This is a genomic window from Bacillus sp. RC252, from assembly GCF_044909215.1.
GTDB classification, from domain to species: domain Bacteria; phylum Bacillota; class Bacilli; order Bacillales; family Bacillaceae_G; genus Bacillus_A; species Bacillus_A mycoides.
The window spans coordinates 24883-37706 of the sequence record NZ_JBIYDV010000013.1 but is presented as its reverse complement, the minus strand read 5'-3'; the positions used below and the strand labels follow the sequence as shown (position 1 = coordinate 37706).

Below are 12824 nucleotides of genomic sequence, written 5' to 3'. Positions count from 1 at the left end.
ATATGGGCAGTATCAAAGCGAACTGCACCATTATTTTACGCAGTATGAAAAAATAATAATTTGGATTCTGCCTTGATCCAATAACGGACTGGGACAGAGGGATGAATAATGCCGACTAACACACAACCCTTCTGCCCTTTTATGGCCAGAGGGGTTTTTTATATGATTTCGGCCATCTCCTCTCTCCTGCATAAAGGAGGAGTAGTTTTTGAAAACAACAACAGATTTTTTGAAAATGAAAGAGCAAGGTGAGCCGATTACAATGCTAACGGCGTATGATTATCCATCTGCTAAATTAGCAGAAGAAGCTAAAGTCGATATGATTTTAGTGGGTGATTCTCTAGGAATGGTTGTACTTGGGTATGATTCAACAGTTCCAGTAACAGTAGAGGATATGATTCATCATACGAAAGCTGTACGCCGCGGAGCGAAAGAGACGTTTATTGTAACTGATATGCCATTTATGTCTTATCATGTCTCATTGCAAGATACGATGATTAATGCACGTCGCATTGTTCAAGAGAGCGGGGCACATGCATTAAAGGTAGAAGGTGCTGGAGAAGTTATATCAACTATTCACTACTTAACGAATGCGGGAATTCCCGTTGTGGCGCATTTAGGTTTAACTCCTCAATCTGTAGGAGTGCTAGGTGGGTATAAAGTACAAGGGAAAGATGCTGAAAGTGCAAAAAAATTAATAGAAGATGCAAAGAAATGTGAGGAAGCTGGTGCGATAGCACTTGTGCTAGAATGTGTGCCAATGCAATTAGCAGAACTTATTTCAGAGCAGTTAGCAATTCCTACAATCGGAATTGGAGCAGGACAAAAAGTAGATGGGCAAGTTCTTGTATACCACGATCTTATCTCGTACGGCGTAAATCGTGTTCCGAAATTTGTGAAGCAATATACGTCTGTTCAAGAGGAGATTGTGCGAGGGATTTCGCAATACGTTACTGAAGTAAAGACAGGGCAATTTCCTGAAGAAAAACATTCATTCACAATGAAAGAGGAAGAGTGCTTAGCGTTATACGGAGGAAAACAATAATGAAAATCATAACTACAGTGCAAGAGATGCAGCAAATTACAAACGAACTGCATGCAAGTGGAAAAAGTATCGGTTTTGTTCCAACGATGGGGTATTTACATGAAGGGCATGCTACGTTACTACGTAAGGCAAGGGAAGAAAATGAAATTGTAGTTTTAAGTGTATTTGTAAATCCACTACAATTTGGACCAAATGAAGATTTAGATCGATACCCACGTGATATTGATAGAGATGAAAATGTAGCAAAAGAAAATGGTGTTGATTATTTATTTTATCCGAGTGTAGAAGAGATGTATCCAGCAGAACAAACGACAACAGTAGAAGTTGTGAAGCGTACCGACGTATTATGTGGCAAACAAAGACCTGGTCATTTCGCTGGTGTTGCGACTGTACTAATGAAACTATTTAATATTACATTGCCAACGCGTGCTTATTTCGGTATGAAAGATGCACAGCAAGTAGCTGTAATTGAAGGATTCGTAACTGATTTTAATATTCCCGTTACGATCGTACCAGTTGATATTGTAAGGGAAGAAGATGGATTAGCGAAAAGTTCTCGTAATGTGTATTTATCACTAGAAGAACGTGAAGAGGCTCCTCATTTATACGGCAGTCTATGTATAGCGAAAGAACGAATTGAGGCAGGCGAACGTAATCCGGAAATCATTATGAATCTTGTGAAAGAGCATATTGAGAAGTATACGAAAGGCACTGTAGATTATGCTGATTTATATGCATATCCTTCTTTAAAAGCAATAAATAGAATTGAAGGAAGAATCATTTTAGCGATTGCAGTTAAGTTTGAAAATGTACGATTAATTGACAATATAACATTAATGGGGAAATAAGGGGGAGCATCTATGTTTCGCACAATGATGAGAGCGAAGTTACATCGTGCAACTGTAACAGAAGCAAATTTAAATTATGTAGGTAGTATTACAATTGATGAAGATTTAATGGATGCGGTAAATATTGTAGAAAATGAAAAAGTACAAATTGTAAATAACAACAATGGAGCTCGCTTAGAGACATATGTTATTAAAGGAGAGCGCGGTAGCGGTGTTGTGTGTTTAAATGGTGCAGCTGCAAGGCTTGTACAACCGGGTGATAAAGTTATTATTATTTGCTATGGTTTAGTGGCAGAAGAAAATATTCATAAACAAGAGCCGAAAATTGCAGTATTAGACGATGATAATCAAATTATTGAAATGTTAGGTGCTGAAAAAGCTGGCACGATATTATAAGTAGGAAGGCTATCTCTAATTAAGGAGATAGCTTTTTTGTGCATCTTTTCATTAAGATGAGGTAAAACGTGGTATAGTAACATTATATAATTTTTGTGTTTGATAGGTAAGAAATTGAGGTGTTACATATATGAGTAAGCGTTATGTCGTTGTTGATTTAGAGACGACAGGGAACTCCTGGAAGGATGGGAAGGATAAAATCACCCAAATTGCAGCTGTTGTAGTGGAAGATGGAGAGATATTAGAGATTTTTTCATCTTTTATTAATCCGAAGAGAGAGATTCCCCTATTTATTACAGAATTAACTGGGATTGATGAAGATCTTGTAAAACAAGCCCCGTTATTTCGAGATGTAGCCCCGATGATTGTTGAGCTATTACAAGGTGCGGCTTTTGTTGCACATAACGTTCACTTTGATTGGAATTTTTTAAATGAAGAATTAAGGCAGGCTGGATATACAGAAGTACATTGTCCTAAAATTGATACAGTTGAATTGGCGCAAATTCTTTTGCCGACAGCTGATAGTTATAAATTACGTGATTTAGCTAAGCAGCATGAACTAGAGCACGATCAACCACATCGTGCGGATAGTGATGCTCTTGCAACAGCGGAGTTGTTTTTACAATTTTTAAGTGAAATTGAAAAGTTACCACTTGTCACATTACAATCGCTTTATGAATTAAGTGATGTTTTCCAAAGTGATATAGCTGATGTACTTTCTGAAAATATTTTAAAGAAAATGATGCATGGTAAAGAAGAGGCAGAGGATTATGAGGTGTATCGAAATATTGCGCTTCGAAAGCGGAATTATTCTTTAAGCCTCAGTGAAATATACTCATCTAAATTTGATGCTTTCTTACATAAGACAATCGATAAACTTGAATTGAATATGCCAAAGTTTGAAAAAAGAGAAAGCCAACAGATTATGATGAAGGAAATATATACAGCGCTAAGAGATTCTAGGTTTTCACTGATTGAAGCAGGAACAGGTACGGGGAAGACGCTTGCATATTTACTTCCAAGTATTTATTTCGCAAAGAAAAAAGAAGAACCTGTCATTATAAGTACACAAACTGTACAATTGCAACAACAAATACTAGAAAAAGAAATTCCTTTATTAAAGAAAATAATGCCATTTTCATTTGAAGTAGCTCTTCTGAAAGGAAGAAAGCATTATCTGTGTCTACATAAATTTGAATATGCTTTGCAAGAGGAAGAGAAAAATTATGATATGGCGCTCACAAAAGCAAAAATTTTAGTGTGGTTATTGCAAACGGAAACTGGCGATCGTGATGAATTAAATATTCCTGAGGGCGGCAAGTTACTTTGGAACCGTATTTGTAGTGATGTACATAGTCCAGGCGGGATGCAAAGCAACTGGTATAGTCGTTGTTTTTATCAAAGAGCAAAGAATAAAGCATTATTTGCAGATATCGTTATTACAAATCATGCGTTATTATTTCAAGATTTTTCAAGTGAAGAACCACTATTTGCTTCATGTGAACATATTATTTTTGATGAAGCTCATCATATCGAGGAAGCGGCGAGTAGAACATTAGGTGAACAGTTCTCATGCATGTATTTTCAAGTAGCTTTATCTCGTCTTGGTACGCTAGAAACAGATGATGTACTTTCTAAAGTATATAAAATGATGAAAAAATCAGAGCAAGCATCGCGTTCGACTTTCCGTATGGTGAGTCATAGTTTGAAGGAATTGAAATTTGATGCGGATGAACTATTTCAAATGTTACGGACTTTCGTATTTAAACAAACAAAGCAGGAACAAGGGATGAGCAATATGCCACTCATTTATCGATATAACACGGAAGTAGAGAAAGGTAAGTTATGGGATAGCATTACCGAGTTAACAAATCGATTTGTGTATGATGTAAGAAAGTTATTGACTACACTTGAGAAGCAAGTTGAAATATTGCAAAGTAAATTAGAATGGGAGATGCATGTCGTTACAGGTGAATTTATGCATTTAATTGAGTTGTTGAGAAAGATGGCACAATCTTTACAATTACTCATTTTAGAAAAAAATTCATACGTGACATGGATGGAGACTGAAACGAAGGGAACGATTCATTCAACAGTTCTATATGCGCAGCCTATTCATATTGGTGAAAGATTTGCTGATGAATTTTTAACCCAGAAAAAGAGTGTTATTTTCACATCAGCAACGTTAACAGTTAATGATTCATTCGACTATATAAAAGAGGAGCTAGGTTTACATGATTTTGCTCCCAATACATTAAAGGTTCCATCACCATTCCGTTTTGAAGAGCAAATGAAATTAATGGTTTCAACGGATGTACCTTTTATTAAGAAAGCAAGTAATGAAGAATATATTGAGTCTATATCGGCACATATTGCGAAAATAGCGAAAGCTACAAAAGGTAGAATGCTCGTTTTATTCACTTCGTATGAAATGTTGAAAGAAGCGTATACGAATTTGAAAAATGATGAGACATTAGAAGGATATTTATTATTAACGCAAAGTGTGAATAATAAGAGCCGAAGTCGTCTAATCCGCAAATTCCAGGAGTTCGACAAATCGATTTTGTTAGGAACAAGTAGTTTTTGGGAAGGGATAGATATACCTGGAGATGCTCTGAGTTGTCTTGTCATTGTCCGTCTGCCTTTTACCCCTCCTCATCAGCCGATGATGGAAGCAAAAGGAGAGTGGTTAAAAAATCAAGGAGAAGACGTATTCGATAAGTTGGCGCTCCCACAAGCAATCTTGCGTTTTAAACAAGGGTTTGGTCGTCTTATTAGAACAAATACAGATACGGGAACTGTATTTGTATTAGATCGTCGTTTGACAAGTTCTTCTTATGGAAAACGATTTTTACAATCAGTCCCAACTGTACCGCTCTATGAAGGACCGTTAGAAGAATTGTTAGTACAGTTAGAAGAATCGTCAAATGAATAAAATTGGAAGAAAAATACGCCTGAAGTACATTTAAACTTCAGGCGTAAAAAATGTGGGTAGGAGGAATTTTATTTTTCTTACTTCTTGTATACAAAATATATTGCTTTTCGATTTGAAACCTTTTTTTGCTGTACATGTCCTGCTATAATAGATGGGTGATGAAGCAGGGGTTGTAAAGAATGTACTCTTATTGTAACCGCATTGCGTTCTTCTATAATTAGAAATTTTTGTGTAACGGAGGAGTTTTTTCATGGATAAGAAAATCGAAGTCCTATCAACGACGCGTATTAAATATTCGTCTGACTTGTATAAAATTGTTGATGGTTTGAATCGTACGTTAAAAGAGCAGGACCTCATGTTCGGATTAGCATTAGACGAAAAAGATAAAGAAACAGCTGTATTTACGATTTACAGAACGTAGTGATACAATGAAAAAGTGGATCTTTACAATCATTATCGTTATCGTTGCTAGCGGAATATATGGGGCATATGTTTATAATAAAGCGATGGAAAAGAAAATTCCAAAAGAGTCAAAGTCTGTAGAAATTGCGAAAGAAAAGGCAAAGCTTACAAAGGTAAATACTGTTGATTATTATAATGGAAAATCTTCATATACAGTCGTACAAGGTGCAGATGAAAAAGGAGAACAACTTATCGTTTGGGTGCCTGATAAAAAAGGAAATGTCCTTGTGAAGAAAAAGAGCGAAGGTATTTCTAAAAAAGAAGCTTTGCAAAAATTGGCTGAACAAGCTACAGGAGAAGGTGCTGAGCCGAAGCCGAAACCAAAAGAAATTATAAAAGTAAAATTAGGTGCTCAAAACGATATTCCATTGTGGGAAATTACATATATTGATCAGGAAGATCGTTATACGTATTACTATTTAGAGTTTCAAAATGGGGTTTATGCTGGACACTATAGCATTGAAAAATAGATGTAGGGGGAACTACAAATGAAATTAGCAAAGCGAGTAGCTGCTTTAACACCATCTGCAACTTTAGAAATTACAGCAAAGGCACAAGCATTAAAAGCAGAAGGTCATGATGTAATTGCATTAGGAGCAGGAGAACCTGACTTTAATACGCCAAAACATATTATGGATGCTGCGCATAAAGCGATGTTAGAAGGACATACGAAATATACACCAACAGGTGGATTACAAGCGTTAAAACAAGAAATTGTGAAGAAGTTTACTCGTGATCAAGGAATTGCGTATGATCCATCTGAAATTATTGTATGTAATGGTGCCAAGCATGCATTATATACATTATTCCAAGTGTTACTTGATGAAGGAGATGAAGTTATCATCCCAACTCCTTATTGGGTAAGTTATCCTGAGCAAGTAAAGCTTGCTGGTGGTAAGCCAGTTTATGTAGAAGGTCTAGAAGGCAATGAGTACAAAATTACAGCAAAGCAGCTGCGTGAGGCAATTACAGAGAAAACGAAAGCTGTTATTATTAATTCACCGAGCAATCCAACAGGGATGATTTACAGCAAAGAAGAATTACAACAGCTTGGAGAAGTATGTTTAGAGCATGATATCTTAATCGTTTCAGATGAGATTTATGAAAAATTAATTTATGGTGACGCGGAATATACTTCAATTGCCCAGCTTTCTAATGCACTAAAAGAACAAACACTTATTATTAATGGTGTATCTAAATCACATTCTATGACAGGTTGGCGTATTGGATATGCAGCAGGAAATAAGCAGCTTATTAAAGCGATGACGAACTTAGCGAGTCATAGTACGTCAAACCCTACTTCAATTGCTCAATACGGTGCAATTGCTGCGTATGCAGGCTCACAAGAACCCGTAGAAACAATGCGTCAAGCGTTTGAAGAAAGATTGAACATTATTTATGATAAATTAATTCAAATTCCTGGTTTCACTTGTATCAAACCACACGGTGCTTTTTACTTATTCCCAAATGTAAAAGAAGCCGTAGCGTTAGCTGGGTATGATACAGTTGATGAGTGGGCAAAAGCATTATTAGAAGAAGAAAAGGTGGCTCTTGTTCCAGGTACAGGATTTGGTGCACCAAATAACGTTCGATTATCGTATGCGACATCTCTTGAGCAAGTTGAGAAAGCATTAGAACGAATTCATACGTTCATGAAAAGTAAGGTACAGGCTTAATCGTCTGTTTCTTGTAGTAAATGGTAAAAAACCTCCCTATATATAGGGAGGTTTTTTTGACGAATTGTGGCAAAAAGAAATGGCTAAAGGTGTGTTATACTAGAGAACGAGGTGTTTGGTGATGAAAAAGAAAATGATGTTACAATGGTTTGAACAGGGAAGCATAGCGATTCCTAAATTGCTTATGATGCATTATAAAAAGCTAGGTTTAAATGAGACGGAATTTATGGTAGTACTTCATGTACACACATTTTTAGAATCAGGTAATTCGTTCCCGACTCCTTCGGAGATTTCAGAACGGATGACGATAACAGAAATGAAATGCATGGAAGTGATTCAGACTTTAATCCAAAAAGGTTTTTTAGCACTAGAAGGTGGACGAAGATCTGAAGCGATGATGTGTGAAAGTTATTCTTTACAACCACTGTGGGAAAAAATATTGCACTTTTTAATGAATGAATCTATAGAGGAAGAGCAAAAAGAACAAAAACAAATTCAAGTAAATTTATATACAGTATTTGAAAAAGAATTCGGAAGACCACTTTCGCCATTTGAATGTGAAACATTAGGGATGTGGGAAGATCAAGATCAACACCATCCGAATTTAATTCAAGCGGCTCTTCGTGAAGCTGTTATGAGTGGTAAACTTAATTTCCGGTATATTGATCGTATTTTGTTTGAGTGGAAAAAGAACGGAATTAAAACGGTAGATCAAGCGCAAAATCAAGGCCAGAAATTTAGAGCGAATCAACAACGCACACAACAAACGACAAAACAAGAGACGAAATTTACTGGGAAAGTGCCTTTTTATAATTGGTTGGAGCAGTAGTGTAGGAGGAAAGATATGTTGAACAAAACGCAAATTCGTTATTGTTTAGATACAATGGCGGATATGTATCCAGAAGCGCATTGTGAATTAATTCATGATAATCCATTTGAACTTGTAATCGCAGTGGCATTATCTGCACAATGCACAGATGCACTTGTGAATAAGGTGACGAAAAACTTATTTCAAAAATATAAAACACCAGAAGATTATTTAAGTGTGCCTTTAGAAGAATTACAACAAGATATACGTTCCATTGGATTGTTTAGAAATAAGGCGAAAAATATTCAAAAATTGTGCCGGATGTTACTAGATGATTATAACGGGAAAGTTCCAGAAGACCGTGATGAGCTGACGAAATTACCAGGAGTAGGGAGAAAGACAGCGAATGTAGTTGTTTCGGTAGCATTTGGGATTCCAGCGATTGCTGTTGATACGCATGTAGAGAGAGTGAGTAAACGGTTAGCAATTTGTAGATGGAAAGATTCTGTGTTAGAAGTGGAAAAGACATTGATGAAGAAAATTCCAATGGATGAGTGGGGAGTTACACACCACCGTATGATTTTCTTCGGACGTTATTACTGTAAGGCGCAGCGACCACAATGTGAAGAGTGTCGATTACTAGAAATATGTCGTGAAGGAAAGAAACGAATGAAGGGGAAATAAAGGATGGAGCGAGTTATAGAAATACCGAAAGAGTTTCGGTGCGTACCATTTTTTAAAGAGAGTGCAAATTCGATTACGTATCACACAGACCAATCTTTTGAAGAAATAATACAAAATACTTACTTTATATTTGATATTGAAAGACAATATGAACCATGGAATGAAATTGAAACAAGTATTCCAGCGGTGTTAAATATATGGAAAAGCAAGCATGAAGAAATTGCTATACTATTTCGGAACAGAAAAAAACAAGAAGCTGAGGGTCCGATGATTCTTTTTGCAGCGCACTTTCTATCGGTTATATATTGGTTAAATGAGCAGCCTGTTCATAGTTTGAATGAGATGCAAGTAAATACGAATAAATTGGAAGTACAACCTGTTAACTTTATGGAGCGATATTCATTTATTATAAAGAAACCGAGTAATTACCATTCGTATATTCAATTAGTACAGTTGTATATCGAAATAGAAAAGCTATATGTAAAGAAAATGATAACAAAAAAGAAGTCGATTTCTCATTAAGAGAAACCGACTTCTTTTTTTGTTTATTAAGACTCTGTTGTAACAACATTTCCGTCCGCGTGAGGTGTATCTCCTCCGGTATTTTGTTGGTGTTGTTGCTCTTCAGCTTTTTTTCTAGCTTCTTCGTCAGCTTTTCTCTTAGCTTCTTCGTCGGCTTTTCTCTTAGCTTCTTCGTCAGCTTTCTTCTTAGCCTCTTCGTCAGCGGCTTTCTTTTGAGCTTCTTCTTGCTGTTTACGTTGTTGTTCTTGTTGCTGCTGTTGTTCTTGTTGTTTACGTTGTTGTTCTTGCTGTTGCTGTTGCTGCTGTTCTTGCTGTTTACGCTGATCTTCATCAGCTTTTTTCTTAGCTTCTTCTTGTTTTAGTTTATCTTCATTGGTCTTTTTCAGGGCTTCTTCGTCAGCTTTTTTCTTAGCTTCTTCGTCAGCTTTTTTCGCATCTGGAGTTCCACCAGGGGCAGTGAAGGATGCACCAACTGCAGGGCTTGTTCCAGTACCCTTTTTCGCTACTACAGAGAAACTGTAAGTAACACCTGGTTTAATACCACCAAGAGTAGCTGTCGTACCGCTTACTGATAAGCTACCACTAGAACCGTCAGTAGCTTTATAGCTTGCTGCGTATGCATCAACATTTGATGATGGTCCAGACCAGTTCAGTGTCACTGTGCTAGCGCCATCGAAAGCGACATTAAGGCCACTAGGTGGATCTACTTTAATTTCTTTAACTGCATCTTTTTTCGCACCTTTAATGTACAGTTCTCCATTTAATTCTTGTACAGAAGAAGGGCGCTCGAAACGAGAATTATCCGTAGCAAATTTGCTCATCATTGCTTGGAACATTTGCTGAGCAATTCTAGTAGAACGATCGCTAATGTAATTTTCTGGGCTATCTTTTTCATAACCAGTCCATACAGCCATTGTATATTGTGGTGTATATCCTGCGAACCAACTATCTCTGTTGGCATCTGCTGGAATACCGTATTTTTTAATAACAGATTTATCAAAGTTTTGTGTTCCGGTTTTACCTGCTAGGTCTACACCTGAAACATATGCTGTTGGACCTGTACCGCCAGAACCAGGTTTTACTACGTCACGAAGAACGTCAGTGACCATGTAAGCTGTATAGTCATGCATTGCGCGTTGTTCTTTCGGTTTAAAGCTTTTCTTTTTTCCATCTGGGAAAATAACTTCTTTAACGAAATGAGGTTTATTGTATACACCGTCATTTCCAAATGCTGCATAAGCTCCAGCGACATCTAACGGAGAGCCTTCATTACTACCGATTGCAGTAGATTCATATGCTTTCCCATCTTTAAACGTCATTCCTAAACCTTCAGCAAACTCTTGTGCCTTAGGAATACCGACTGCTTGAGCTGTTTTTAAAGCCGGGATGTTTAATGACTTCTTCAATGCTTCACGAAGTGAAACGTCACCTTTAAAATTACCCGTAGCATTTTTAATCTTTGTGCCATCAGAGTAAGTATATTCAGAGTCATTTAATTGATGATAAGTAGACCATTGAAGGTTTTCAATTGCAGGACCATAGTCGAAAATTGGTTTCATTGTTGAACCAACTTGGCGTTTTAAATCAACTGCCATATTATGACCTTTGAAAGTAGACTTACTTTCTTTACGACCAGCGCCGATTGCTCGAACTTCTCCAGACTGAGTATCCATAAATACGAATGATCCTTGGAATTGATCGTTTGGATACTTGATGAGATTCCCATCCATAATTTTTTCAGCGTAATCTTGAGCATCTTGATCAAGTGTTGTATGAATCGTTAAACCATCTGAACCGATATTTACATCAGGGTATTCTTTTTCAACTTCCTTTACAGCAGCATCTATAAATGCTTGATACTTCATTTCAGTCACTTCTGAAGATGGAAGAAGTCCTTGTGTTACAGAGATTTGCATTGCGTCATTCATTTCTTGTTTCGTTATATACCCGTGTCGGTTCATTAATGTTAATACGATATTACGACGTTTCGTTGCTCTATCAACGTTATCTGGTTTTGTTGGATCATAAATGTTAGGACCTTGGGGTAAACCAGCGAGCATTGCAGCTTCGTGTAGTTGTATGTCTTTTAAATCTTTGCCGTAATATTTTTTTGCTGCTGTTGAAATACCGTAAGAGCGATTACCGAGGTTAATCTTATTTAAGTACATTTCTAAAATTTCATGTTTTGAGTACTGTTGCTCTAACTTATAAGATAAGTACCATTCCTGCACTTTTCTTTTTGCAGTTTTGTCCATCGTTAGAAAATAGTTTTTAACTACTTGCTGTGTAATCGTACTACCACCTTGTGATCCAAAACCACCAGTGACATTTTCCATGACTGCCATTCCAGTACGTCTAAAATCAATTCCATTATGATCGTAGAAACGAGCATCCTCAGTCGCAAGGAATGCACTTTCAATTACTTTTGGAATTTGATCGTATGTAACATGGGTTCGTTTTTCAGCACCGTATTCATAGAAGAAATTCCCGTTTTTATCAAGGAATTTTGTTGATAAAGGATTGACTAGCTTTGATTTGTCTAGTTTTGGAGCGTCCTTTACCATAACAAAGAAGGCCGAAACGCCAGCTACGAGACCGACGATACCAAGAAGTAGACAACCTATAAGAAATCTCTTGAAAAAGGAACCTTTTTTCTTTGGTTTTTCTTCTTTATTATTTGTTTCTTTCGTTTGATTTTTTACATGATTTCGTTCTGTACGAGAACGATAATTATCTGACATTATACTTTCTCCTACCTTTCATTCTCTCCCCCAAAAGTCGAAAAAAGAGCCTTAGTGATGACTCTATCACGAAAAATAAACCGTGTCTAGTACGCGGATATAATCAATTCGAGGGTGATAACCGCATGATAATAAAGACCCATGCTCTTCTATTTCTTGTTTTGTAATCGATTTACGTCCACCAGTATTTTGACGATTCCAAAATGCAATAATATGTTTTGCATCTAATAAATAAAATTCATCAAAAAGTGTAAATTTAATAATAACAAATGCAATTCCATTATGAGCGACTACTTGCTTCATATGTTCAATTTGATGAAGGTGGAAGTTTTGAAGTGGAAAGCTGGTTTTATTTTTAGTTTCTTTCGCTTCAAAATCGATGTATTTCCCTTTGTATACACCGTTGTAATCTGTTGTAGAAGGTTGTTTGAAATACGCTTCTTTTACCACTGCAGCACTTCGAGCGGGGTAATCTACTTTTACAATTTGAAGAGGTGTAGGTTTTTTATGTACGCATGCAATATTATGGGTTAAGTAATATTGATTGGTGTCATTCAATTCCTCTTCAAGGGACATACCTCTATTACTGTAAGTATGTTTTTTTATTGGTGTTTTATGAGGTTGTGAAGCTTGATCGTACCTTTTTCCATTTGGGTAACGAATGGTCATATTTTGTCCACTCCCAACTTGATAAGATTTACTTACAA

At 36.6% G+C, this 12824-nt stretch carries 12 protein-coding genes; 10 read left to right on the top strand and 2 right to left on the bottom strand.

Annotated features, from left to right (window positions below):
- The first annotated feature begins 208 nt into the window (after nt 1-208).
- From panB to ABH960_RS18530, 10 genes are all read left to right on the top strand, one after another.
- Nucleotides 209-1045, top strand: a complete 837-nt coding sequence (panB, locus tag ABH960_RS18575) for a 3-methyl-2-oxobutanoate hydroxymethyltransferase (RefSeq protein WP_404447414.1) — start codon at nt 209-211, stop codon at nt 1043-1045.
- Nucleotides 1045-1893 carry a pantoate--beta-alanine ligase gene (gene panC, locus ABH960_RS18570; RefSeq protein ID WP_404447411.1) on the top strand — a complete coding sequence of 283 codons (849 nt, stop codon included), beginning with the start codon at nt 1045-1047 and terminating at the stop codon, nt 1891-1893. The genes panB and panC overlap by 1 nt, the downstream gene beginning before the upstream one ends.
- A 12-nt stretch (nt 1894-1905) precedes the next feature.
- Nucleotides 1906-2289, top strand: coding sequence for an aspartate 1-decarboxylase (gene panD, locus ABH960_RS18565; protein WP_000490176.1), 384 nt, complete (start codon nt 1906-1908; stop codon nt 2287-2289).
- Nucleotides 2290-2419: 130 nt separating this feature from the next.
- On the top strand, nt 2420-5224 hold the full coding sequence (gene dinG, locus ABH960_RS18560) for an ATP-dependent DNA helicase DinG (protein ID WP_404447406.1): 2805 nt from the start codon (nt 2420-2422) through the stop codon (nt 5222-5224).
- Nucleotides 5225-5474: 250 nt separating this feature from the next.
- Nucleotides 5475-5645, top strand: a complete 171-nt coding sequence (locus tag ABH960_RS18555; RefSeq protein ID WP_002086589.1) for a YpmA family protein — start codon at nt 5475-5477, stop codon at nt 5643-5645.
- A gap of 7 nt (nt 5646-5652) precedes the next feature.
- Nucleotides 5653-6156, top strand: a complete 504-nt coding sequence (locus ABH960_RS18550; RefSeq protein ID WP_113937064.1) for a cell wall elongation regulator TseB-like domain-containing protein — start codon at nt 5653-5655, stop codon at nt 6154-6156.
- 18 nt (nt 6157-6174) lie between these two features.
- Complete coding sequence (gene aspB / locus ABH960_RS18545) at nt 6175-7362, top strand: aspartate transaminase AspB (RefSeq protein ID WP_113937065.1); 1188 nt, start codon at nt 6175-6177, stop codon at nt 7360-7362.
- A 121-nt stretch (nt 7363-7483) separates the two neighbouring features.
- Nucleotides 7484-8191 (top strand): DNA replication protein DnaD, encoded by a 708-nt coding sequence (gene dnaD, locus ABH960_RS18540; RefSeq protein ID WP_000728546.1) that lies wholly within the window; start codon nt 7484-7486, stop codon nt 8189-8191.
- A 15-nt stretch (nt 8192-8206) separates the two neighbouring features.
- Nucleotides 8207-8854: an endonuclease III gene (nth, locus tag ABH960_RS18535; RefSeq protein WP_061688853.1), complete on the top strand. Its 648-nt coding sequence runs from the start codon at nt 8207-8209 to the stop codon at nt 8852-8854.
- Nucleotides 8855-8857: 3 nt separating this feature from the next.
- Nucleotides 8858-9376, top strand: coding sequence for a YpoC family protein (locus ABH960_RS18530; protein WP_113937066.1), 519 nt, complete (start codon nt 8858-8860; stop codon nt 9374-9376).
- 26 nt (nt 9377-9402) lie between these two features.
- Here the strand turns inward: ABH960_RS18530 and ABH960_RS18525 are convergent, their stop codons facing one another.
- Nucleotides 9403-12117 (bottom strand): PBP1A family penicillin-binding protein, encoded by a 2715-nt coding sequence (locus ABH960_RS18525; RefSeq protein WP_404447399.1) that lies wholly within the window; start codon nt 12115-12117, stop codon nt 9403-9405.
- Between the two features lie 66 nt (nt 12118-12183).
- Entirely contained in the window at nt 12184-12786 is a 603-nt protein-coding gene (gene recU, locus ABH960_RS18520; protein ID WP_002030800.1) for a Holliday junction resolvase RecU, read from the bottom strand.
- Between the last annotated feature and the right edge of the window lie 38 nt (nt 12787-12824).